At 69.1% G+C, this 22,493-nt stretch carries 22 protein-coding genes; 13 read left to right on the top strand and 9 right to left on the bottom strand.

Features of this window, described 5'->3' with window-relative positions; all coding sequences use genetic code 11:
• Positions 1–27 precede the first annotated feature (27 nt).
• The 6 genes from proC to JJ691_RS51300 are packed head-to-tail and all read right to left on the bottom strand — an operon-like array spanning position 28 to position 6,189.
• On the bottom strand, positions 28–819 hold the full coding sequence (gene proC, locus JJ691_RS51325; RefSeq protein ID WP_211766594.1) for a pyrroline-5-carboxylate reductase: 792 nt from the start codon (positions 817–819) through the stop codon (positions 28–30).
• Entirely contained in the window at positions 816–1,805 is a 990-nt protein-coding gene (locus JJ691_RS51320) for a proline racemase family protein (RefSeq protein ID WP_211766593.1), read from the bottom strand. Before JJ691_RS51320 ends, proC begins: the two co-directional genes overlap by 4 nt.
• Complete coding sequence (locus tag JJ691_RS51315) at positions 1,802–2,725, bottom strand: threonine ammonia-lyase (protein ID WP_211766592.1); 924 nt, start codon at positions 2,723–2,725, stop codon at positions 1,802–1,804. The genes JJ691_RS51320 and JJ691_RS51315 overlap by 4 nt, the downstream gene beginning before the upstream one ends.
• On the bottom strand, positions 2,722–4,116 hold the full coding sequence (locus JJ691_RS51310) for a serine hydrolase domain-containing protein (RefSeq protein ID WP_211766591.1): 1,395 nt from the start codon (positions 4,114–4,116) through the stop codon (positions 2,722–2,724). Before JJ691_RS51310 ends, JJ691_RS51315 begins: the two co-directional genes overlap by 4 nt.
• On the bottom strand, positions 4,113–4,958 hold the full coding sequence (locus JJ691_RS51305) for an alpha/beta hydrolase (RefSeq protein ID WP_211766590.1): 846 nt from the start codon (positions 4,956–4,958) through the stop codon (positions 4,113–4,115). Before JJ691_RS51305 ends, JJ691_RS51310 begins: the two co-directional genes overlap by 4 nt.
• A gap of 28 nt (positions 4,959–4,986) precedes the next feature.
• Positions 4,987–6,189, bottom strand: a complete 1,203-nt coding sequence (locus JJ691_RS51300) for a copper resistance D family protein (protein WP_211766589.1) — start codon at positions 6,187–6,189, stop codon at positions 4,987–4,989.
• Between the two features lie 115 nt (positions 6,190–6,304).
• Here JJ691_RS51300 and JJ691_RS51295 point away from each other — a divergent pair, with 115 nt between their 5' ends.
• Positions 6,305–6,721 carry a cupin domain-containing protein gene (locus JJ691_RS51295; protein WP_211766588.1) on the top strand — a complete coding sequence of 139 codons (417 nt, stop codon included), beginning with the start codon at positions 6,305–6,307 and terminating at the stop codon, positions 6,719–6,721.
• Here JJ691_RS51295 and JJ691_RS51290 read toward each other — a convergent pair.
• On the bottom strand, positions 6,712–7,596 hold the full coding sequence (locus tag JJ691_RS51290) for a MurR/RpiR family transcriptional regulator (protein ID WP_211766587.1): 885 nt from the start codon (positions 7,594–7,596) through the stop codon (positions 6,712–6,714). The two genes, JJ691_RS51295 and JJ691_RS51290, sit on opposite strands and share 10 nt — an antisense overlap.
• A gap of 34 nt (positions 7,597–7,630) precedes the next feature.
• Positions 7,631–8,461: an alpha/beta hydrolase gene (locus JJ691_RS51285; RefSeq protein ID WP_211766586.1), complete on the bottom strand. Its 831-nt coding sequence runs from the start codon at positions 8,459–8,461 to the stop codon at positions 7,631–7,633.
• A 122-nt stretch (positions 8,462–8,583) separates the two neighbouring features.
• Between JJ691_RS51285 and JJ691_RS51280 the strand changes: the two genes are divergently transcribed.
• The 12 genes from JJ691_RS51280 (at position 8,584) to JJ691_RS53545 (ending at position 21,090) form a co-directional block, all read left to right on the top strand.
• A complete protein-coding gene (locus JJ691_RS51280; protein ID WP_211766585.1) occupies positions 8,584–9,321 on the top strand; it encodes an amino acid ABC transporter ATP-binding protein in 738 nt (245 codons plus the stop codon).
• 14 nt (positions 9,322–9,335) lie between these two features.
• Complete coding sequence (locus JJ691_RS51275; protein ID WP_211766584.1) at positions 9,336–10,274, top strand: transporter substrate-binding domain-containing protein; 939 nt, start codon at positions 9,336–9,338, stop codon at positions 10,272–10,274.
• A 9-nt stretch (positions 10,275–10,283) separates the two neighbouring features.
• Entirely contained in the window at positions 10,284–10,928 is a 645-nt protein-coding gene (locus tag JJ691_RS51270; RefSeq protein ID WP_211766583.1) for an amino acid ABC transporter permease, read from the top strand.
• Entirely contained in the window at positions 10,925–11,779 is an 855-nt protein-coding gene (locus JJ691_RS51265; RefSeq protein WP_211766582.1) for an amino acid ABC transporter permease, read from the top strand. Before JJ691_RS51270 ends, JJ691_RS51265 begins: the two co-directional genes overlap by 4 nt.
• Entirely contained in the window at positions 11,776–14,271 is a 2,496-nt protein-coding gene (gene acnA, locus JJ691_RS51260) for an aconitate hydratase AcnA (protein ID WP_211766581.1), read from the top strand. The genes JJ691_RS51265 and acnA overlap by 4 nt, the downstream gene beginning before the upstream one ends.
• Complete coding sequence (locus tag JJ691_RS51255; protein WP_211766580.1) at positions 14,268–16,454, top strand: aminotransferase class III-fold pyridoxal phosphate-dependent enzyme; 2,187 nt, start codon at positions 14,268–14,270, stop codon at positions 16,452–16,454. Before acnA ends, JJ691_RS51255 begins: the two co-directional genes overlap by 4 nt.
• Positions 16,445–17,362, top strand: coding sequence for a GDSL-type esterase/lipase family protein (locus JJ691_RS51250; RefSeq protein ID WP_211766579.1), 918 nt, complete (start codon positions 16,445–16,447; stop codon positions 17,360–17,362). The genes JJ691_RS51255 and JJ691_RS51250 overlap by 10 nt, the downstream gene beginning before the upstream one ends.
• Positions 17,359–18,432 (top strand): isocitrate/isopropylmalate dehydrogenase family protein, encoded by a 1,074-nt coding sequence (locus JJ691_RS51245; protein ID WP_211766578.1) that lies wholly within the window; start codon positions 17,359–17,361, stop codon positions 18,430–18,432. The genes JJ691_RS51250 and JJ691_RS51245 overlap by 4 nt, the downstream gene beginning before the upstream one ends.
• 346 nt (positions 18,433–18,778) lie before the next feature.
• Entirely contained in the window at positions 18,779–18,982 is a 204-nt protein-coding gene (locus tag JJ691_RS51240; protein WP_211766577.1) for a hypothetical protein, read from the top strand.
• Complete coding sequence (locus JJ691_RS51235; RefSeq protein ID WP_211766576.1) at positions 18,979–19,926, top strand: ISL3 family transposase; 948 nt, start codon at positions 18,979–18,981, stop codon at positions 19,924–19,926. The genes JJ691_RS51240 and JJ691_RS51235 overlap by 4 nt, the downstream gene beginning before the upstream one ends.
• A 162-nt stretch (positions 19,927–20,088) precedes the next feature.
• The gene (locus JJ691_RS51230) at positions 20,089–20,532 is read left to right on the top strand and encodes a DUF6924 domain-containing protein (protein WP_211766575.1); all 444 of its coding nucleotides are present in this window, start codon (positions 20,089–20,091) and stop codon (positions 20,530–20,532) included.
• 159 nt (positions 20,533–20,691) lie between these two features.
• Positions 20,692–21,090 carry a DDE-type integrase/transposase/recombinase gene (locus JJ691_RS53545; protein ID WP_211766574.1) on the top strand — a complete coding sequence of 133 codons (399 nt, stop codon included), beginning with the start codon at positions 20,692–20,694 and terminating at the stop codon, positions 21,088–21,090.
• 368 nt (positions 21,091–21,458) lie between these two features.
• On the opposite strand, the gene JJ691_RS51220 is transcribed toward JJ691_RS53545, so the two are convergent.
• On the bottom strand, positions 21,459–22,214 hold the full coding sequence (locus JJ691_RS51220; RefSeq protein ID WP_211766573.1) for an SDR family NAD(P)-dependent oxidoreductase: 756 nt from the start codon (positions 22,212–22,214) through the stop codon (positions 21,459–21,461).
• Between the last annotated feature and the right edge of the window lie 279 nt (positions 22,215–22,493).

The following is a 22,493-nucleotide window of genomic DNA, read 5'->3' as shown; positions in this document are numbered from 1 at the left end:
CCGGCAAGGAAAACGGAAAAGCTGACCTCACCGCCCCATTTCCGACGACCGGTTTCGCGCGGCGACGATCGCGGACATCACGCCGGCGCGGAAAGCCCGACCTTCCAACTCGTGGATGGCTGCGATGGTGGCGCCGCTGGGGCTGCACACCGCCGCACGAAGCCCCGCCGGATCAGCGCCTTCCGCCCCCAGCAGACGGCCGGTGCCGGCGGCGGTCGATAACACCAACTGCTCGGACAGGGGTCGAGGCAGCCCGGCCAGGACGCCGGCGTCGATGAGGGCCTCGGCGAGCAGGGCGAAAAACGCCGGCCCGCCGCCGGAAAGCGCGGTGACGGCGTCGAGTTGGGACTCGGTGACCTCGACGACCATCCCGAGCGGAGACAACAGCGACCGGGTCCGTTCCAACTCCGCAGCGCCGACGTGCTGACCGCCGCAGATGGCGACCGTCCCAGCACCCAGCGACACCGGAAGGTTGGGCATGCTGCGCACGACCGCCGGCGAGTCGGGCAGCCGCGCCTCGATGTCACCGATGGGAGTGCCGCCGACGGCGGAGATGATCAGCTGCCCCGGCCGTGTCAACGAAGCGAGTTGGTCCAGCAGGACGGCGAAGTGGTACGGCTTCACGGTAACCAGAAGCGCATCGGACTTCACCGCCGACTCCAGGTCGACAACCGTGACGCCGTAGCGAGAACGCAGATACGCAGCCCGGGCCTCCGACAGCTCGACGACGGTCACGTCGTCCGGGGTGTTGTCGCCGGTGAGCAGGCCGGCCAGCAGCGCCTCGCCCATGTTGCCGCCGCCGATGATCGTCGTGGTCATCGCAGGGTGAACCCCTCTCCCAACTCGTCGTCCGGGTCCAGGCTGAACACGCACTCCCCGGTCGGGTACGCGGTGCCCTCGATCTCGGTGCCCACTCCGGCATCGGATACCGACACCACCCGCCCGGCGAACGTCGTCCCGATGATCGAATCGTGCCGGAGCACCGCCCCGTCCGACAGCCGCCCGTCGGCGGCCAGCAGCGCCATTCGGGCGGAAGTGCCGGAGCCGCAAGGAGAGCGGTCCACCTCGCCGTCCGCGAATACGGTGACGTTCCGCTGATGCGGCCCGGTAGCCGTGTCGCCCAGATCGTCGTAGAACATCGTGGCGTAGACGCCGCCGAGGCGGCTGTCGCTGTGCGAGGCCCATTCCGTGGCGTTCAACGCCCACTTGATCTCCCGCCCGGCGGCGGTCAACGCGGCGTAGTGCTCCGGCCGCACGGCCAAACCCACCGCCGACGCCGGCACCGACGCGTAGATCGCGCCGCCGTAGCTGACGTCGACCCGGATCGTCCCGAAACTGGTGTCCAGCTCCACATCCCGGCCGATCACGTACGCGTCGACGTTCCGGAACGCCACCCTCCGCACGATGCCACCGGCGCACGTCACGGCCGCGGTCACACGCCCGGACGGCACATCCATCACCACATCCGTGACGCCGTCGGGCGCTACTGCCACCCGGCCGGTACGAACCGCCCACGCCCCAAGGGCAATGGTGCCGTGGCCGCAAGCCGTGGAGTAACCGTCCTTGTGCCAGAACAAAACGCCGAACTCGGCGCCGCCGTCGTTGGGCGGCACCAGGAAGCAGCCGTACATGTCGGCGTGCCCGCGCGGCTCCTGCACCAGCAGCCGCCGCACGGCGTCGATCTCGTCCGACGACTGCGCCGCCGCCCGCCGGTCGAGCACGGTCGCCCCGGGGATCTCCGGCACGCCGGACGTCACGATCCGGAACGGCTCTCCGGCGGTGTGGTAGTCGGTGGTGGTGATCACGGCTTTCCCAAGATCGTGGCCAACAGGTCCATGCCGATGTTGCGTCCCGAAATGACCAGCACGACCGGCCGGTCCACCGGCACCAGGCCGTCCCGCAGCGCGGCCAGCGCCGTCGCGGAAGCGCCCTCGGCGACCAGGCCGGCCGACGACGCGAGCTCCCGCACCGATCGCCGGATCGACGGCTCGGCCACGGCGACCATCCGAACCCCGCACTCCCGCACGATGTCCGGCGTCGACGAGCCCGCTTCGAGGTTGCCGTACAAGCCATCCGCGATGGTCCGGCCCATCGGCACGTGGACGATGCGCCCCTCGGCCACCGCGGTGGACAGCGCCCGGCAGGCCTCGGCCTCGACGCCGATCACGCGAATGTCCTGCGCCGCAAGGCGGGCCCCCAGTGCGACACCGGACAACAGCCCGCCGCCACCGGCCGGCACGACCACCGTGAAGTCCTCCGACAGAACATCGGCGACCTCAGCGATCAGAGTGCTCTGACCGGCGATGACGTGCGGATCGTTGTACGCCGACACATAACGCCGTCCCTCGGACGCCAGCCCGAGGGCGTGCTTCTCGGCGGCGTCGAAGTCCTCACCGGCCAGCACGAGATCGATCGGGTACGAGCGAAGCTTCTGGATCTTCACCTCGGCCGCCGTCTTCGGCACGACCACGGTCGCCTCGACCGACAGCAACTGCGCGGCATGGGCGGTTCCGAGCGCGTGGTTGCCGACCGACGCCGTCACCACCGGGCCGCCGTAGGCGGACAACGCCGCCACCGCACCCCTGATCTTGAACGCCCCGATCGGTTGCGTCCCTTCGTACTTCAGGTACACCGGGACGTCCAGCCCGGCCTGGTGGAACGGAATCAGCGGCGTCGGCGCGAGGTGCCGCGTCACCGCCGCCCGCGCCGCATCGAAATCAATCATGGTCCCACGCTCCGGATCGTCGGCAGCTCCGTCGGCCCGGAGTTGCAGTTCACCCGATGGTCCAACACCACACCATCATCCTCGAAGCGCAACAGCAGATGGTCGATGAACGGACCCTCCAGGAAGTGCCAGGTCAGCTCCAGTTCGTCGGCCGACAGCCACCGCGCCCCGGCCAGGATCGGCGCGTCCTCCTCCTGGTACGAGTGGTGCAGCCGCCACACGCTGACACCGGTGTCCTGGCGCCGCCACTCCCCCACGCCGTGCTCGACAACATGGGTGCCACGATCGTCCTCGACGGTGAGGCGAAGCAGATCGGCATCCGCCTCCACAGTCAGCGACCGCACCCCCTGCTTGTTGTCCGCAAAGGCAAAGGCTCGAACAAAGCCCGGAACATCCACTTCGGACGACAGGACCTCGGGCTTCCGGGCCGCCAGGACCCGGTCGTCCAACGGCTCGATGTCCTGCGAGAACGCGCACAGGAAAGCGTTGCGCAGCATGGCCGGCAGGTCGTGATAGGTCGGATCGGCCATGGCCCCGGTGATCACGACCACCGCGTCGTGGTTGGGGAAGATCATGCACTCCTGGCCGAACAGCCCGGAAGCGTGGTAGACGCCGGTCTCGTGCACCCAGAACTGGTAGCCGTAGCCGGAATTCGCGACGGCGCCGGGGCCGGGCGGCACCAACTCCTGTCCGTTCCACTCGCCGCTGACGGCTCTGGGAACATGCAGACCCGACGCCTTGCGCACCCAGCCCGCCGGCAGGATCCGCGTCCCTGCCCACACGCCGTCGTACAGGTGTAACAGCCCGAACGTCAGCAGGTCGTGCGGCCGCAGCGAGAGTCCGTTGCCGCCACTGGAAACGCCGGCCGGGTCACGCTCCCACTCGTAGTCGGCGATGCCCAGCGGCGCGAACAACCGTGGCCGCAGGTACTCGTCGACCGGAAGCCCCGACACCTTCTGCACGATCGCGGACAGCACGTGGCTGGTGGTGCTGCTGTACCGGAAGTTCCGCCCCGGCCGGTCGACGACCGGCTCCTCCAGGAACTCCCCCACCCAGCCGGTCTTGCGCAGCCGGGTCGTCGCGCCGGACAGGCCACGGGCATGCCCGGTCCGCATGGTCAACAGGTCGCGCACCCGCATCAGGGCGAAGTTGTCCCCGGCCCCGGGAAAGAACTCCGACACCGGATCCTCAAGCCCCAGCAGCCCTTCCGCCTCGGCGAAGCCGACCGCGGCGGCGGTGAAGCTCTTCGTCGCCGAGTGCAGCTTGTGTCGGAGCCCCGGTTCGTGCGGCCACTGCCAGAAGTCCAGCAGCAGTTCGCCGTGCCGGTGCACCAGCAGCGAATGCACCCGCATACCCCGGGCGTCAAGCTCGTCCAAAAAGGACTCGATCATCGAGTTCCTCCCGGGACCCGGTCCAACACGTCGACGGCGAAGTCCTGCACCACCGGGATCACCTCGCCGCCCTGGTGCGCGACGCCGGGCACAACATCCCACCGCACCGAAATCCCGTTAGCCCGATAGTTGTCGCGCAAGGTCTCCAGGCGTGCCACCCGGGTGCCGCCGGTGTCGGCGACGCCGTCCAGCCAGTTCGGACCGTCGGGGTTGTTGATCTCCCACGTCTCGGTGTCCTCGGCCCCGACCACCATCTGCACCGGCACCCGCCGCATCGCGTCGAGGTCGATACGGATGCCGAACTTCTCGAAGAACCCCTTGGTGCCCAGCCACCACGGCAGGCTGTCGTCCAGCTGCGTGATCCGCCCCGGCGCGCCGATGGACACGCCAGCCAGCCGGTCCGGGTGGGCGTAGAAGAACCGGTGCGCGAACTGGCCGCCGCCGGAGAAGCCGTGCAGGAAGAACCGGGACGTCCGGGTGTTGAACCGCGCGCCGACCTCGTCGACGATGTGCAGCAGCTCCTCGTCGAAGCGAATCCCCTTGAACTCCAGGAACTTGTAGCTGTGCAGCTCGCCCGGCTCGATCAGGCCGGCCGGGAACAGCGGCGTCAGGATCACGCACCGGTGCTCGATTGCGAACGCCTTCCAGCGGTCCCGGTACAGCTCGGCCGACCGCCCGGTGCCGTGCTGGATCACCACCAGCGGCAGCGGATCCGCGGCCGGGGTGTGGTCCTTGGGCACGTACAGCGCGTAGAACAGGCGCTGGTCGTGCTGCGAGGCGAAAAACGGCGTGCCGCCGACGAAGTGCGCGCGCTCGGAGGCGGGACCGGCCGGGTCGATCATGGAGAGGCTGCCTTCCTGGGACGTGGCTTCAGGACTGCTCGACGGCGACCGGCGCCTCGACGGCAGCCGGCCGGGACAGCCGCTCGCTCACTTTCGCCGTGGTGACGAAGGAAACCGCGAGCAGCACGGCCAACAGGGCGCCGGTGCCGATGATGCTGCCGCTCAGCGTCGGATCCGGGTCGCCGGCCTCGACGCGCGCCGAGCCCGTCAGGAAGGACAGCACGAACAGCACGCCGACGGCCAGCACCACCTCGACCAGGACCAGGCTCGGGAACACCCGCAGCGCCAACCGGAACACCGAGCTGGAGTCGCCGGCCGCCCGGGCCCGGGCCATCCGGGGCATGAGTACGAACTCGTTCAGGCCGCCGACCGCGATCATGCACGCCACCAGCGACACCTTAACCAGCAGGAACCGGCCGAAGGCAGTGGTCAACAGCTCCGACGGGCTGCCGACGAACGTCCACGCCAGGTACAGACCAGAGATCAGCAGGCATCCGACGGCACACAAGGCGACGGTGCCGAAGCGGGTCCACAGCTGGGCCCACGTGGTTCCGGCGCCGGGCGTGAGCTGCCGCCGCACGGTGAACGACAACGCGACCAGCCCGGCGATGCCACCGATCCAGGTCGACACGGCCGTCACGTGCGTGTGGTCCAGCAAGCCGTCGACGAAGTCGGGCCCGGTCTCCTTGCGGAAGTCGGTCGGCAGCAACGTCACCTGGTACGCCACGAACGACAGGACCAGCGCGCTGGCAACGACACCCGTGAGCCGGGCACGGAACCTCGGCGACCACAACACCATCAGCACGATCGCCGACGCCGCCCACAGCACGTACTGGGCCAACGTCTGGGCGCCGGTGGAGATCCACTCGCCCTTCTTGGCCGGCACGCTGACGTAGCGCCAGATCGCGGCCGGATTCAGCGCCTGGCCGTAGGGGATCTCGGTGCCCTTGACGCGCGCGGCCTTGCCGGCGAGCTGGAAGTACAGCGCGATCAGGTACCACGTGCCGGCGATGGCGAGCAGCAGGCCGGCCCGCCCGAACAGCGTCGTCCGGTCACGCGGATCGACGGACGGCCGGCGCAGCACCGGACGCAGCACCAGCAGGTACAACGCCGAGCCGCCAAGGGTGGTGATCAGCCCGGCGAAGTACGCCATCTTGGTGAGGATCCGCCACAGCGCGGGCAGTGGATTGGCCTGATCGGCCGGCACGGCTTGGGCGAGCAGGGTCAGCATGACGCTCTCCTCGTCGGACCAGGGACGGTGGGTGCGCGTCGAACGTCCGTAACGTAACCTACGAACAGCGACTTTGTGAAGTATCCACTACAAGCGTCCACTGTGGAGGATCAGTATGACCCCGTTCCCGCCGGCCGTCCTGCGCCCCGCCGAGCTGCCGAAATACGGACGCGGCGGCGGCGCGGCGACTACCCCGCTGGTGACCAGGGCCGTCGGCGCGGAGGTTTTCATCAACGGCATGACGGCGTTCGAGGGCGGCGGTGCGATCCCGCTGCACACCCACAACTGCCCGGAGAGCGTGGTCATCCTGGAGGGCGAGGCCATCGCCGAGATCGACGGCGTCGAGCACCGACTGTCCCGCTGGGACACCACCTACGTCGACGCCGGTGTGCCCCACCGGTTCCGCAACGCCTCCGAGACCGAGCCGATGCGGATCCTCTGGACGTACGCCTCGGTCGACGCCACCCGCACGATCCTGGCCACCGGCGTGACCGCCCGGGTGGACGCCGAACACGCGAAGCGTCAGTCCTGACGTCGACGGCGGCGCTTCGGCGCGGGGTCGCCGCCGCCCTGCACCAGCTCCGACCGCAGCTTGGCCAGCCCCTCCGAGGCCTGAGTCGCCCGGGTCTCGTCCCGTGACGCCAACTCCAGCAGCAGGGCGTCGGTGAGCACCTCGGCGCTGAGCATCTCGCCGGTGAAGTTGGTCGTCGAGCCGGGCGCGGCCAGCGTGACGTCGACCCGGTCGGCGAACAGCGCCCCCAGCGAGCTGGAGATCAACAGCACCCGCGCGCCGACGCTCCGGGCGTGGTCGAGCACGACCTCGATCTCGCCCAGGATCCGGCTCGGCGTGTACAGCACGACGACGTCGTCGGCGGCCAGCCCGAGCAGGTCGTCGGCCAGCTGGAAGCCGGTGGCCCAGCTGGCCCGGGCCCGGCGGCCCATCCGGATCAGCCGGATCGCCAGGTAGCGGGCCAGCAGCCCGGAGCCGCCGAGCCCGAAGCCGAGCACCTCCCGCGCGCCGGCGAGCAGGTCAACGGCGGCGGCGAACGACGAGTCGTCGACCAGGCGGGAGGTGACGGTCAGCCGTTCGATGGCCTCGGCGAACACCTGTGCCACCACGGATTCGCCGTGCAGGTCATGGAAGTTGCGCACGGCGTTGGTCTCGACCACGACCTCGGACGCCAGCGCCCGCCGCAGGTCCAGCAGGCCGCTGAAGCCCAGCGACTTGGCCGTCCGCACCACGGTGGCGTCGCTGGTCCTGGTCGCGCTGCCGATCTGGTCCGCGGTCGCGAAGATCGCGTACCGGCCGTGGTCGCGCAGGTATTCCGCGACGATCCGCTCCGCGGGCGACATCCGGCCGATGCTGGCGCTGATGCGGTCCCCGAACGACAGCTCCTGCTCGGTCATCTGCCCTCCCCTGGACTCCGCCGCATAATAGCGATCACGACCGGCCGGCCAGCACCTCGCCGAAGAACTGCTGCACGACCTCCTGGAGTTGCATCCCCCGGTGCGCGATGCCGGGCACGACGTCGAACCGCACGTCGATGCCGTTGGCGGTGAAGTTGTCGCGCAGCGAAGTCAGCCGCGCCACCCGCGTGTCGCCGCCGGCGTCGATGCCCGGCTCGGCGATCTCCCACGTGTCGATGTCCTCGGCGCCGACGATCATCTGCACCGGGACCTGCCGCAGCGACTCCAGGTCGAGGTCCTGACCGAAGCGCTCCAGCAGGTCGGCGGTGCCGAGCCACCACGGGACGTCGGGATCGATCCGGGTGACCCGTCCGGGCGCGCCGATGGACAGCGCCGACAGGCGGGCGGCGTGCAGGTAGGCGAAGCGGTGCACGTACTGGCCGCCGCCGGAGAACCCGTGCAGCGCGAACTTCGCGGCCTCGACCCGGTAGCGCTGCGCGACCTCGTCGATGATGTCCAGCAGCACCCGGTCGAACCGGACGCCGCGGAAGCTGAGGCGCTTGAAACCGTTGAGGTCACCGGGTTCCCCGATGCCGGCCGGGAACAGCGGCGCCAGCACCACGGTCTGGTGCTCCTCTGCGAAACCCCGGTAGGCGTCGCGGTAGCGCTCGGCCATGCGCTGCGTGCCGTGCACGACGACGGTCAGCGGCAGCGGGGTCGTGGCCGTGCGGTGGGCCGCCGGAACGTACAGGCAGTACGAGAAGCGTTGGTCCCGCTGCGAGGCGAAAAAGGCGGTCGGACCCGAGTGGTAGAACTCGACCGGGTCGAGAACCCTCGCGTCGGCGCTCGGACGCGGACTCGTCATGGCTGCTCCTCCGGCGACAGGTGTTGACATCTCGGTGGCACGGTCTATCTTGTCCGTAGCCAATGCTACAAATCGTCGTTAACTGTAGCGAACGCTTCCAAATCCCGCCCAGGAGGAAGCCGATGACCGCGCTAGTGAGCATTCGCGGACTGCGCAAGAGCTTCGGCCCCATCGAGGTGCTGCGCGACATCGACCTGGACGTCCAGCGGGGCGAGGTCGTGGTGGTGGTCGGGCCGTCCGGGTCCGGGAAGTCGACGCTGTGCCGGTGTGTCAACCGGCTGGAGCCGATCAACGCCGGCACTATCGCCATCGACGGCGAGCCGCTGCCGGCAGAGGGCCGCCGGCTCGCCCAGCTGCGGGCCGACGTGGGCATGGTCTTCCAGTCCTTCAACCTGTTCGGCCACCGCACGATCCTCGACAACGTCACCCTCGGGCCGATCAAGGTCCGGGGAAAGTCCCCGCGTGCGGCGGAAACCGAGGCGCGGCGGCTGCTGGACCGCGTCGGCGTCGGCGATCAGGCCGACAAGCTGCCGGCCGAGCTGTCCGGCGGCCAGCAGCAGCGCGTGGCCATCGCCCGCGCCCTGGCCATGGGGCCCAAGCTCGTGCTGTTCGACGAGCCGACCAGCGCGCTGGATCCCGAGATGGTGCACGAGGTCCTGGACGTCATGACCGCGCTGGCGGCCGACGGCACCACCATGGTCGTCGTCACCCACGAGATGGGCTTCGCCCGCAAGGCCGCCGACCGGGTCGTGTTCATGAGCGACGGCCGGATCGCCGAGCAGGGCACGCCCGCGGAGTTCTTCGACCACACCGAAACCGTCCGGGCCCGCGACTTCCTGTCCAAGGTGCTCGCGCACTGACCCGAGGAGCAACCATGAGAACTCGCACCGTGGTGACCGTCGCGGCCACCGCCGTTCTGATCGCCACCGCGAGCGCCTGCGGCAGCGCCCCCAACCAGAATGCCGGCGCCGACGACCGGCCGGCCGCCGCCGACGTGAACGGCCAGATCGACCAGGCGTCCGTTGTGGATGGTGGGCCGGTTGGGCAGAACCTGCCCAGCACGCCGATGCTGGACAAGATCCGGCAGAAGGGCGAGCTGAGTTTCGCCGGCAGCCGCAACACGATCGGCTTCTCCCAGCTGGACCCGGCCTCGGGCAAACTGACCGGCTTCGACGCCGGCATCGCCCAGCTGCTGGCCAAGTACCTGCTGGGCAAGCCCAACGCCAAGCTGCAGAGCGGCGGCTCCGACACTCGGGAGGCGTTGCTGGGCAACCACACCATCGACGTCGCCGTCCAGACGTACACGATCACGCCGGACCGGGCCAAGCTGGTCAACTTCGCCGGGCCGTACTACATGGCCGCCAGCGGCGTCATCGTGAAGTCCAGCGACAGCACCATCAAGCAGGTCAGCGACCTCGCCGGCAAGAAGGTGGCCACGGAGTCGGGCGCGGCCAAGGACGCGCTGTTGGCCGCGGCGCCGACCGCGCAGCCGGTGCTGTTCGACACCGCGGCGGAATGCGCCGCCGCAGTCGAGCAGGGCCGGGCCGAGGCGATGACGCTGAACAACGCCTCGCTGCTGGGGCTGGTCGCCACCAAGACCGACATCAAGCTGCTGGACAAGACCTTCGGTTCCAACCCGTTCGGCATCGGGCTGCCCAAGGACGACCCGAAGTTCAAGGACGTGGTCAACCAGTTCCTGCAGACCATCTTCACCGACGGCACGTGGACCAAGCTCTGGCAGAGCACGGTCGGCAAGCTCGTCAAGACGCCCGCCCCGCAGCCGCCGAAGCTCGGTTCCGTGCCGGGCGCCTGAGAGGCCGCCATGTCCGTCCTGTTCGATCACGTCGGCGAGCTGCTCACCGGCCTGCTGGTGACGCTGGAACTGGCCGTGCTCGCCTTCCCGCTGGCGGTGGTCATCGGCACGCTGCTCGGCGTCTGCCGGGTCGGGCCGCTCGGGCCGCTGCGGGCGGTCGCCGGCTTCTACGTGCACTGCCTGCGCAATTCGCCGTTGCTGCTCGTGCTGGTGATGGTGGTGTTCGGGTTGCCGTACGTCGGCGCGACCGTGCCGCTGTTCGGATCGGTCGTGCTGGGGCTGGGCCTGTACTTCGGCGCGTACGTCTGCGAGACGGTCCGGTCCGGCGTCGCGTCGGTGCCGGCCGGGCAGATCGAGGCGGCGCGGGCGTTGGGGCTGACGTTTTCCGGTGTCCTGCGGCAGGTTCTGCTGCCGCAGGCCTTCCGGTCGATGGTGCAGCCGCTGGGCTCGATCTTCATCAACGTCTGCCTGGCCTCCGCGCTGGGCGCGGCCGTCGGCGTGCAGGAGCTGACCGGGTCGGCGCGGCAGTTCAACCTCGACCACGCCCAGCCCATCCCGAGCTTCATCGCGGCGGCGATCGGCTACCTGCTGATCACCCTCACCTCGGGGCAGCTCACCGGCGTCATCGAGCGGAAGGTGCGGATCCGGCGATGAAGTCCTCCGTGTTGTTCGACGAACTCGGCCCAAAGGGCAAGGCCCGGCTGCGGATCGCGACCGTCGTAGCGTCGATCGTGTTACTGGGACTGGTGGTCGGTATCATCGCCCAGCTGTCGCACGTCGGCCAGCTTTCGGCGCGGTTGTGGTCGCCGCTGTGGACGTGGCCCAACATCCGTTACCTGCTGGACGGTCTGGGCATGACGCTGCGGATCGGCCTGGCCTGTGCGGCGATGTCGCTGATGTTCGGGACAGTTGCCGGCCTCGGGCGGCTGTCGCCGCGGCGATGGCTGTCGTTGCCTAGCGCCGCGGCGATCGAACTGTTCCGGGCGATTCCGCTGATCCTGCTGGTGTACTTCTTCCTCATCGGCCTGCCGACGTTCGGCTGGAACCTGCCGCCGTTCTGGGTGCTGTCCATTCCGATCGTGCTGCACGCCGGCTCGGTGTTCGCGGAGATCGTGCGCGCCGGCGTGAACTCGTTGGACCGCGGGCAGTTCGACGCCGCCGCGGCGATCGGCCTGCGGCGCGGTCAGGCGCTGCGGCTCGTCGTGCTGCCGCAGGTGTTCCGGTCGCTGCGGCCGGCGCTGGTGACGCAGGTGATCCGGACGTTGAAGGAATCCAGCCTCGGCTACGTCGTGAGCTACCCGGAGTTGTTGCGCAACGGACAGGTCCTGGGCGAGTACAATGGCGACTTTCTCCAGGCCTACGCGGTCACGGCGGCGATCTACATCGTGATCAACTTCGGGTTATCCAAGGTCGCCGAGCTGCTCGACCGGCCTCGACGGGGTCGGCGGCGGGCCAAGGCCGCCGAGCCGGTGCCGACGCCCGCGGCCGTCGAAAGCCTTACATGACCGGGAACAGCTACGGCAGCCTCGGGTGGCTGGACGGCCTGCGGGTACACCGCCTCAATGCCGTGCCGGGGTCAGAAGTGCTGCCACTGAGCCACAAGATCCTGCTGGAGAACCTGCTGCGGCACGAGGACGTCCACGCCGTGACGGCCTCGGATATCGAAACGTTGGTACGCGGCGAGAAGGGCGTGGCGTCGTTCTCGCCGTCCCGGGTTTTCCTGCACGACACCAACGGTGTCCCGGTGCTGACCGATCTGGCGGCGCTGCGGGATGCGGTGGCTCGTCAAGGCGGCGATCCGGCGGCGGTGCGGCCGCGCGTGCCGGCGCACCTGACCGTCGACCACTCCATCGCTACGGAGGTGTCCGCGCGGCCAGATGCCTTGCGCCACAACGTTGACATCGAGTACGGGCGCAACGCCGAGCGATTCCGGTTCCTCAAGTGGGGCGAGCGGCTCGGGCTGCGCGTCGTGCCGCCGGGCACCGGGATCATGCACCAGATCAACCTCGAATACCTGGCCAGCGTGGTGGAACGCCGGGACGGCTGGGCGTTCCCGGACACCTGCGCCGGCACGGATTCCCACACCACCATGGTGAACGCGCTCGGCGTGTTGGCCTGGGGCGTCGGTGGGGTCGAGGCCGAGGCGGCGCTGCTGGGGCAGCCGGTGAGCCTGGTTGTGCCGGCGGTGGTCGGGGTGGAGCTGACCGGGGAGTTCGGCCCCAGTGTCACCGCCACGGATCTGGTGCTGACGATCGTGGAAACGCTGCGGGCGCACGGAGTTGTCGGCAAGTTCGTCGAGTTCACCGGGCTGGCGGTGGCCGGGCTGCCGCTGGCCCATCGCGCGACGATCGCCAACATGTGCCCGGAATTCGGGGCCACGGCGGCGATGTTTCCCATCGACGACGCGACGCTGGCCTACCTTCGGCTGACCGGCCGCGAGCCGGAGCACGTGCGCTTCGTCGAGAAGTACGCGAAGGAACAGGGCCTCTGGCCCGACGGTACTGTCCTCCGGTACGACGAGCACCTGAAGATCGACCTGTCTATGGTGACCGCGTCGCTGGCCGGTCCCCGGCGGCCGCAGGACCGGGTGCCGCTCGGCGAAGTCCCCGCCAACGCCCGCGCGGCGATCGGGTCCATAACGGACGGACGCATTCCCGATGGGGCAGTGGCGATCGCGGCGATCACGTCCTGCACCAACACGTCCAACCCGCACGTGATGGTCGCCGCCGGCCTGCTGGCCCGCAACGCCCGCGCCCGGGGGCTGACGGTCAAGCCGTGGGTGAAGACCAGTCTGGCGCCGGGGTCGAAGACCGTCACGGAGTACCTGCACCGGGCCGGATTGTCGAGGCCGCTCAACGAACTCGGCTTCCAGCTCGTCGGTTACGGCTGTATGACGTGCATCGGAAACTCCGGACCGCTGCTGTCCGGCGTCGCGGAGAGCGGCGCTGTGGTGGCGTCGGTGTTGTCCGGCAACCGAAACTTCGACGGCCGCGTCAACAACGACGTGGGGTTGAACTATCTCGCCTCGCCGCCGCTGGTCGTCGCCTACGCCCTGGCCGGCACGGTCACGCACGACCTGACGTCCGAGCCGCTGGGCCACGACAACGGCGAACCGGTGTTCCTGGCCGATCTGTGGCCGGACGACGCCGAGATCGACACCGTCGTCACCGCGCACCTCACGCCGGAGCTGTTCCGGGACGCCTACGCGGATCCCTTTGGTGATGAGCGCTGGGCCGAGGTGCCTGCTGCCGAGGGCGACCAATTCGCTTGGGAGAGCGGCTCAACCTACCTGCGCCGGCCGCCGTTCCTGGACAAAACAGCCGAACCGGGAGACATCACCGGTGCGCGGGTTCTGCTGCTGCTCGGCGACTCCGTGACGACCGACCACATCAGCCCCGCCGGCCGCATCCCGCCGACGAGCTGTGCCGGCCGGTACCTGCTCGACCAGGGCGAGACCGACCTCAACACCTATGCCTCCCGGCGCGGCAACTTCGAGGTCATGGTGCGCGGCGGCTTCGGCAATCCCCGCCTGGACATTCGCGGCGGCCTGACCCGCAACGGGCTCCCGGCGTTCGAGGCCGCGCAATCCGCCGCCGCTCCCCTGCTGGTGATCGCCGGGCGGGAGTACGGCACGGGGTCATCCCGCGACTGGGCGGCCAAGGCGACGGCGCTGCTGGGCGTTCGGGCCGTGCTGGCGGAGTCGTTCGAGCGTATCCACCGCGCCAACCTGGTGCAGCTCGGCGTCCTGCCGCTCCAGTTCGCCGACGGCGACAGCGCCGAATCCCTCGGCCTGGCCGGCACCGAGGAGTTCGACCTGGTCGGAGTGCTCGACGCCGTCGACGACCCCAGCCGGCCGGTCACCGTCCGGGTCCGGCCGACGGGGCTGGAGTTCGAGGTCCGGGCCCGCCTGGACACGCCGTTGGAGGCGACTCACTATCGGCACGGCGGCGTCCTGCCGTACATACTGAGCCGGTTCGGAAAGGATGTCTCGCTATGAGCACCTTCACCGAACCGGCGCCGGACTTCGGCCCGGACGCCCTGCGCGCCGCCCTCCGCCACTGGCGGCTGATCGACCCCGAGCTCCGCCGCCTCGACAGCGAGCGCGACCTGAACGTGCTGGTCGACGGCCGGTACGTGCTCAAGATCGCCAACCCGGCCGAGGACGCCGCCGTGCTCGACATGGAGGTCAGGGCGCTGGCGCACGTCCGCGCGGCGGATCCCACGCTGCCGGTGCCGGACGCTGTGGGGGACGTCGTCAAGATCAAGGACGACGCCGGCCGGGAGTGCCTGGCCCGGTTGATCACGGTGCTGCCCGGCACGCAGCTGGAGGGTCGGCCGGTCGACGCCGGTCTCGCGGCTCAGGTCGGGGCGATTGCCGCCCGGGTTTCCGTTGCCCTGCAGGGGTTCTTCCATCCAGCGGCCGGCCGTAGGCTGATCTGGGACGTCCGCCGGATGCCGGAGGTGCTGGCGGCCTCCGGCATCGGTCGGGCCGACCTGGCCGAGCGGGTGCGCCCGGCCGTCGCGGCGATCGACACGCTGCCGGCCGGTATCCAGCACGCCGACGTCACCCTGACCAACGTGCTGGCCGACGCCGGCCGGGTCACCGGGTTGATCGACTTCGGCGACATGCACCACACCAGCGCGGTGGCCGACCTGGCCGCCACGCTGACGTCCGTGCTGCGCCGCACCGAGCCGGAAATGCTGTGGCAGAACACGGAAGCGGTGCTCAGCGGCTACCAGCGGCACCGGCCGCTGACCGGGCCCGAGGTCGCCGTGCTCGGCGAGCTGGTGATCGCCCGGCTGCTGACGACGCTGGCCGTGTCCGCGACGCGCCGCGGCCCGCACGCCGACAACGCCCAGTACATCACACAATACGACGGCACCAGCGAACGGCTGGTCAACGTCCTCAGCGGGATCGAACCTGACGAGCTGAGGGACCGGTTCGACCGCCTCGCCGGCACGCGGGACCTGTCTTCCGCCGTGCCGGCGTCGCAGCTGCCGGGGCGGCGGGCCGCAGCGATGGGTGGGCCGCTGTCGCCGCTGTTCTACCTGCGGCCGCTGGAACTCGTCCGCGGCGAAGGCCCCTGGCTGTACGCACGCGACGGCGGCCGCTACCTCGACGCGTACAACAACGTTGCCGTGGTTGGACATGCGCATCCGGCCGTGGCCCGGGCCGTCTCGCAACAGCTGGCGGAGCTGAACACGCATTCCCGCTACCTGCACGCCGGCATCGTGACCCTCGCGGAGCGGATTCTCGCCACCATGCCGCCGGGGTTGGACACCTGCCTGTTCACCACCTCCGGCACCGAGGCCAACGAGCTGGCCTGGCGCCTGGCGACCGAGTTCACCGGCGGTGACGGCGCCATCATCGCCGAGCACGCGTACCACGGGGCGTCGAAGTGGATGGCCGACCTGAGCTCGAACGAATGGCCGCCGGGGTATCGGCCCGACCGCGTCGGCACGTTCGCCGCGCCGCGTGGCCAATCTGTTGCCGCGCATGAGATCCAGGCGGCGGTGGCGAATCCGGCGCTGTTGCTCGTCGACTCGCAGTTCACGTCCGGGGGCATCCTCGACACGCCGGACGGCTTCCTTGCCGATCTGGTTGATGGCGCCCACAAGGCCGGCGCGCTCTTTCTGGCCGACGAGGTGCAGTCCGGCTACGGCCGCAGCGGGCCGCAGCTGTGGCGGTTCGCACGGGCGGGGATCACGCCGGATCTAGTGACGTTGGGCAAGCCGATGGGCGCGGGCTATCCGATCGGCGCGGTGGTGACGCGGCGCGAGATCGCGGATGTGCTGGCCGGCCGGTACGAGTACTTCTCCACGTTCGCGGCGACGCCGGCCGCGGCGGCCGCCGGGCATGCGGTGCTGGACATCCTGGAATTGACCGAGCTGCCGGCGCGGGCGGTCGAGACCGGCTCCCGCCTGCGCCGGCTCCTGACGTCGCTGGCTTCGGAAACGCCGCTGTTGGGCGAGGTTCGCGGCACCGGGTTGCTGGCGGGCGTCGACGTCCTGCCCGGCCGCGAGGCGGCCCGGGACCTGTTGCAGCGCCTGGTCGACAACGGCGTGCTGGCCGGCCTCACCGGCCCGCGTGGGGACGTGCTGAAGGTCCGGCCGCCGCTGGTGTGGGAAGACCGGCATGTCGACGAGTTCGTGGAAAGGCTGCACGCCGCATGCCAGTGACCGAGTACCGGCATCTGCTCCGGGGCCACGCCGAGCTGGTCGACGGCGTCCCCCGGCGCCTGCCGTCGACGCCGTTGCACCCGTTGTTGGAAGACGTGGCGTTGATGCCGGCCGGGGTACGGTTGGAGTACTCGACGTCGGCGACCGCTTTCGCCTGGGAGGTCGAGACTTCCGGCGATGTGGACGTTGTCGTCGATGGCGAGCTCGTCAGCCGGTCGCCGACGGTTCGGCTTGGCGGCCTGTCGGGCACGCGCAAAGACGTCCGGATTTGGTTGCCACAGTCGCACCATGTTCGCCTTGGTGATTTTTCCGCCGATTCAGAGCTCGTGCCGTCGGTTGAAGGTCCTAAGTGGATCGTGTACGGCAGCTCCATCACCCAGTGCCGGCTGGCCGTCGGGCCGTCGGAGACGTGGCCGGCTCTAGTCGCAACGGAGCTGGGATGGTCGTTGCGGTGCCTGGGATTCGCTGGTGAATGCCACCTGGACCAGGCCGTCGCCCGGTACATTCGGGACACTGAGGCCGACGTGATCAGCCTGTGTGTCGGGGTGAACATCCACGGCCGGGCGTCGTTCTCCTCGCGCACCCTCGGGCCGGCCCTGGACGGCTTCGTGCGGACGATTCGCGACGGCCACCCCGACACGCCGATCCTGCTCACCACTCCCCTGCACGCCCCCGAACGCGAACATCAGCGCAACGCGGTCGGGCTCACGCTGGCGGACATCCGGGCCGAAGTCGCGAACGCCCCGCACGGGCTACCAGTGCTGGACGGTCCGTCGGTGTTCGGGCCGGACGACGCTCCTTTGCTGGCCGACGGCCTGCATCCCAACGCCGACGGCTACCGCCTGATCGCCGAGCGGATGCGGCCGCACCTGGCTGCGCTGCTCCCGACGGAAGGACCCCGCCCGTGAAGATCCTCGTCCTGCCGGGCGACGGCATCGGCCCCGAGATCACCGCCGCCACCCTCGACGTGCTCACCGCCACCGACCAGATGCTGGGTCTCGGACTGGACTTCGAGGTCCGGGCCATCGGCCTGGCGTCGCTGGCCGAGACCGGCACCACCCTTCCCGACGACGTGCTCAAGCGCGTGCCGGAGGTGGACGGCGTGCTGCTCGGGCCGGTGTCGCACTACGACTACCCGTCACGAGCCGAAGGCGGCATCAATCCGTCGGCCGAACTGCGGACGGTCTTCGAACTGTTCGCCAACATTCGGCCCTGCCGCTCACGCGCCGGCCTCAGCCCGCTGCGGCGGCCAATGGACCTCGTGATCGTCCGCGAGAACACCGAAGGCTTCTACGCCGACCGCTCGATGCACGCCGGTACCGGCGAGTTCATGCCCGACCGGGATTTGGCGCTGTCGGTGCGGAAGGTCAGCGCCAAGGCGTGTGAGCGCGTGGCGGTCGCGGCGTTCGAACTGGCCCTCGGTCGTCGGCGCAAGGTGACCGCCGTACACAAGGCCAACGTCCTCAAGCTGACCGACGGTTTGTTCCTCCGCGAGGTCCGAGCCGTCGCCTCGCGCTACCCGGACGTGGAGTTGGAGGAAGTCATCGTCGACGCCGCCGCCGCTCTACTCGTGCGCACCCCCGACCGCTTCGACGTTCTCGTCACCACCAACATGTTCGGCGACATCCTCTCCGACGAGGCATCCGAACTGTCCGGCGGCCTCGGCCTCGGCGGCTCCATCAACACCGGCCACCACCTCTGCGTCGCCCAAGCCCAGCACGGCTCCGCCCCCGACATCGCCAGCCGCGGCGTCGCCAATCCGACCTCGCTGATCCTCTCCGCCGCCATGCTCCTCGACTGGCGCGGCCAACGTGACGGCGACCCCGCCCTGGTGACGGCTGGCGCGGCAATCGGTCGGGCCGTCGATGCCGTGCTGGCCAGCCCAGCGACCCGGACCCGTGACGTGGGCGGTGAACTCGGCACCGCTGCGTTCGCTGCTGCTGTCTCGGACGCGTTGGCCGTTGGCGCGACTGCTTAGATCAACTTGGTCGCGGGCTTCTTCACATCTGTGTCAAGTTTCAGGCCGCTGGGCTCAGCCGGGCGCGGTCGGTGATGTCTCGGATGAAGTTGTCCGTGCCGAGAAATACGTCCGTGCAGGTCAGTAGGGGTGTCGGAGTACGACCGGTCACCATCCGGCATGATCGCGGCTCGTGCTCGTCCGCTTCACCTACCTCGCCGTCACCCACGCCTTCGCCGCGCTACGGCTGTTGCGCATGACCGACCGTGAGTAGGACGTCGAGATCCTTGCGTTACGCCATCAACTCACGGTCCTGCGGAGACAACTCGGCGATCAGCGCCCACGACTGCGGCCCGAGGACAGGGCCTTGCTCGCGGCCCTGCTCGCGCCCCTGGCCCGCGCGACGCTGCGCCGGATCCGACTGCTGGTCAGCCCAGACACGGGGATCTGGGCCAAGTTGCGTGATCAAGTTGTTGCTCGCGACGGGCGATCCAGTCCGGTGTGTGATCATCTTCCGGGTGCGATGATCATGGTCTTGACGTGGTGCTTCCGCATCTGGCCGGTGTTGTGATCGAGCGGATCGAGCAGGCGGCCGCTGGCCTGCTGATCTGGGTGAGCTCGACGGCATCAGTGGTGGCCTGCCACACCTGTGGCCACCCCGCGGGCCGGGTGCACAGCCACTACAACCGACAACTTGCCGACGCCGCGATCGCCGGCCAGACCGTGGCTCTGCGCTTGCGGGTACGACGATTCTTCTGCGACACCACGGAATGCGCCGTGCGTACCTTCACCGAGCAACCCGCCGGGGTGGCCACCCGGCACGCGCGCAGAACCCCATTGTCGCGGGCGATGCTGACCGCGATCAGCGCAGCGCTGGCCGGCCGTGCCGGCGCGCGGTTGGCCGCCGTGCTGGGATTGCCGGCCAGCCGGAACACACTGTTACGGCTGCTGCGGGCTCTGCCAGAAGCGCCGATCGGTGAGGTGACGGCTCTGGGCGTCGACGACTTCGCGATCCGGAAAGGACAAACTTACGCCACCATCCTGATCAATCTCGCGACACACCAGCCCATCGACGTGCTCCCGGACCGCGAGGCCGACACACTCGCCGAGTGGCTGACGGCCCACCCCGAGATCCAGGTCATCGCGAGGGATCGAGCCAGCGCCTACGCCGAGGCCAGCACACGAGGCGCGCCCCAGGCAACGCAGTGCGCGGACCGTTGGCATGTCTGGAAGAACCTGGGCGAGGCCGTCGAGAAAACCGTCATCGCGCACCGCAAATGCCTGTCCGAGCCCCTCGCGCCGGACCATCCTGGCGAAGATATCGCTGACAACACGACCGCGACAGTCCAGACGGAGGCGCCGCCGGCCCTCGACATCGAGCCGGCCGACCCTGTTTTCCTGTCGGAGTCGTCGTTCGTGACACGGATCCGCGAGCGGTACGACGCCGTGCGGGCTTTACATGCCGAGGGCATGGGGACCTGGCTTCACGTCATGGCGAGCTGTGCCCACGTCTGACTCGGCGAGTACTCCGTACAGGTGAGGCGTGGCCGTGAGCCACGGGCTCTTATCCTGTTAGGACGATCCTCGGTGACCGTACCGCAGGGGACCAGCGGGTGTCGACCGTGGGGTCGGTGGCACCATGTTCAGGGTCCAAACCTAGACAATAGGATCATAACCATGTCGAAATCGGTTGACCTGCCGGCACTTCCGGAGACCGAGCGCCCGCTGCTGCTCCGCACCGGCTTCGGCGCGGAGGACGCGTGGGCCGCGTTGGTGGCCGACTTCCACCGGGCCACCATGGATTTCGGGGACGAGGAACCGAGCGACTTCGTGGCGATCGTCGACGACCCGGTGTATCGGGATCTGTCCGCGGCGGAGATTATCGCCCTGATGCCGGCGGACGGACCGCACGGATACCTCGTGGTCGCCGACGAGACCGCGATCAAAGACGCGGAACACCCGCTGCTCCTGATCGACCTGCTCGACGACCCCGGTCGTGAGTTCCGCAGCGTCCCGGACGGGCTCTGCCTGATCGTCGCGAACCTCGACGTGGGCAACCGGGACCTGGTGGAGTACGCGGACTCGGTGGATGACGATGGGGTCTACCGCAACGGTGGCTAGCGCGCTCGTCGTGGTCCAGCCGCAAGGCCCGGGCCCAGCGCCGCCACCACCTGATCCAACGGATTGCGGCCGCGACCCTGCTCCAGCTCGATGTAGTCGACGGAGATCTGCGCCATTTCTTCGACCTCATTGCGACACAGCCACAAGGTCTACTGCGCGGTGGTGCTCGATGTCCACTCTCGCTGTGTGGTGGGGTGGTCCATCGACTCCTCTCCCACGGCGGCGTTGGTGACCAACGCGCTCGGCATGGCCATCGACAGTCGCCGTCCCGGCCGGGGAGCGATCATTCACTCCGATCACGGCGTGCAGTTCGGATCATGGGCTTTTACCAAGCGTGCCACGGACTCTGGGTTTGTGCCGTCGATGGGGTCGGGACTTGCTGCGGCCGCACTGGCGACAGTTATCAATCTGGCCATATCGGGGCCGACCCGGTGGAGTTGGGTACTCGCCGCTGCGCTACTGGCGGTTCTCACAATCGGGCTGAGCATGTGGGGCCTCGCGCCGTACTTCTCCTTCCGCCGCTCCTGCAGCTTCACGAAGAGAGCGGCCTGCGCCTGATGTCTTTCCGCTTCGCCGGGCGAAATATTTTCGACCCACTTGTCGCTCACCATTGACACTTTCCCCTTGATGCCACTCGGTCACACCCTGAAACGGGGGTTTGCCATGCCGAGACTAAAGGTTTCAATCCGATACGCAAGCCGAAAGTTCTTACAGAACGGTGAACGGACGCTTTGCCGAGGGCAGCCCACCATCCGAGAGTGCTCTCGCGGAAAGTTACATTTGTTTCATGTGACGACATACGTGCCTCATGTCAGCGCAGCGGCCAGCACAGATGTCGCGGGACGTCCCGCCCGTCGAATGATCGAACAATTTATTGCTTCTGTAAGAAACTCGTGGTCGCCGCCGAACGGCGCACAAGCATCGCGCTACACAGTCATGCCACCGTCGATGGTGAGAACCGAACCGGTCAGGTACGCCGGGCTGGGACCGGCCAGATACGCGACCAGGTTGGCGACCTCGTCGGGCTGTCCCATTCGGCCCAGCGCGGTCAGCGCGATCATCGCTCGCCCGCCGTCGCTGTCGACGTCTGGGCTCATGTCGGTGTCGACCACACCGGGCTGCACGACGTTGACCGCGATGCCCCGGCCGCCGAGGTCGCGCGCCCACGCCCGGGCGTAGGCCGCCACCGCGGCCTTCGAGGCGACATAGTCGCCGATGCCCGGGAACGGGGTCCGCGCCGCGCCGGAACTGCCGACCAGCACGATCCGGCCGCCGTCGGTCATCGTGGCGGTAGCCGCGGACACCAGCGCCACGACACCTTCGACGTTCACCGCGAACTGGTGCGCGAACGTCGTCTCGTGATCGCGGCCGGCGTCGTCGATCACGCCCGCATGCAACACTCCCGCGTTGCTGACCAGAACGTCGATCCCGCCGAACCGGGCCACCACATCGGCAACCAACGCGGACGCACTCCGCACGTCGGCCAGGTCGTAACCGAACTCGGCGGCGTCGACGCCGAACGCGCGCAGGTCCTCCACGACCAGCTTCGCCTTGTCGGCGCTGCTGGAATACGTGATCGCGACGTGCGCGCCGTCAGCGGCGAGCCGACGGGCGGTCGCCGCACCGATCCCCCGCGTGCCACCGGTGACCAGTGCGACCTTGCCACGCAACACATCAGACACGTCAAACCGCCTGCTCAGTCGTCGTCGCCCAAACCCACCGCGTACGAAGTTGCCGGATACTACTTGCGCCACGCCATACTGACCTACACCTGCCCGAACTCCCTCTCAACCAGCAGGGCCGCGCCCTGGTCGCCGTGCTGCACGACCGCAACCAGGCCACCCGCTACGCCACGCACCTCATCGCCATGAAGGCCGGCGAGGTGGTCCGCGCAGGCGAGCCCTCGATCGTCACTGCCGACCTCGTCGCCGAGGTCTACGGGCTCGCCTGCGAGAGGTCAT

This window comes from Kutzneria sp. CA-103260 (assembly GCF_018263855.1).
In the GTDB taxonomy this organism is placed as follows: Bacteria; Actinomycetota; Actinomycetes; order Mycobacteriales; family Pseudonocardiaceae; genus Kutzneria.
Note: the sequence above shows the minus strand (reverse complement) of the source record. Positions and strands in the feature narration are given on the sequence as shown.

What these genes read in the sequence shown, in the direction of transcription:
- proC (WP_211766594.1), bottom strand. Translation starts at nt 819, where the DNA reads ATGACCACGACGATCATCGGCGGCGGCAACATGGGCGAGGCGCTGCTG.
- JJ691_RS51315 (WP_211766592.1), bottom strand. Translation starts at nt 2,725, where the DNA reads ATGATTGATTTCGATGCGGCGCGGGCGGCGGTGACGCGGCACCTCGCG.
- JJ691_RS51310 (WP_211766591.1), bottom strand. Translation starts at nt 4,116, where the DNA reads ATGATCGAGTCCTTTTTGGACGAGCTTGACGCCCGGGGTATGCGGGTG.
- JJ691_RS51305 (WP_211766590.1), bottom strand. Translation starts at nt 4,958, where the DNA reads ATGATCGACCCGGCCGGTCCCGCCTCCGAGCGCGCGCACTTCGTCGGC.
- JJ691_RS51300 (WP_211766589.1), bottom strand. Translation starts at nt 6,189, where the DNA reads ATGCTGACCCTGCTCGCCCAAGCCGTGCCGGCCGATCAGGCCAATCCA.
- JJ691_RS51295 (WP_211766588.1), top strand. Translation starts at nt 6,305, where the DNA reads ATGACCCCGTTCCCGCCGGCCGTCCTGCGCCCCGCCGAGCTGCCGAAA.
- JJ691_RS51290 (WP_211766587.1), bottom strand. Translation starts at nt 7,596, where the DNA reads ATGACCGAGCAGGAGCTGTCGTTCGGGGACCGCATCAGCGCCAGCATC.
- JJ691_RS51285 (WP_211766586.1), bottom strand. Translation starts at nt 8,461, where the DNA reads ATGACGAGTCCGCGTCCGAGCGCCGACGCGAGGGTTCTCGACCCGGTC.
- JJ691_RS51280 (WP_211766585.1), top strand. Translation starts at nt 8,584, where the DNA reads ATGACCGCGCTAGTGAGCATTCGCGGACTGCGCAAGAGCTTCGGCCCC.
- JJ691_RS51275 (WP_211766584.1), top strand. Translation starts at nt 9,336, where the DNA reads ATGAGAACTCGCACCGTGGTGACCGTCGCGGCCACCGCCGTTCTGATC.
- JJ691_RS51270 (WP_211766583.1), top strand. Translation starts at nt 10,284, where the DNA reads ATGTCCGTCCTGTTCGATCACGTCGGCGAGCTGCTCACCGGCCTGCTG.
- JJ691_RS51265 (WP_211766582.1), top strand. Translation starts at nt 10,925, where the DNA reads ATGAAGTCCTCCGTGTTGTTCGACGAACTCGGCCCAAAGGGCAAGGCC.
- acnA (WP_211766581.1), top strand. Translation starts at nt 11,776, where the DNA reads ATGACCGGGAACAGCTACGGCAGCCTCGGGTGGCTGGACGGCCTGCGG.
- JJ691_RS51255 (WP_211766580.1), top strand. Translation starts at nt 14,268, where the DNA reads ATGAGCACCTTCACCGAACCGGCGCCGGACTTCGGCCCGGACGCCCTG.
- JJ691_RS51250 (WP_211766579.1), top strand. Translation starts at nt 16,445, where the DNA reads ATGCCAGTGACCGAGTACCGGCATCTGCTCCGGGGCCACGCCGAGCTG.
- JJ691_RS51230 (WP_211766575.1), top strand. Translation starts at nt 20,089, where the DNA reads ATGTCGAAATCGGTTGACCTGCCGGCACTTCCGGAGACCGAGCGCCCG.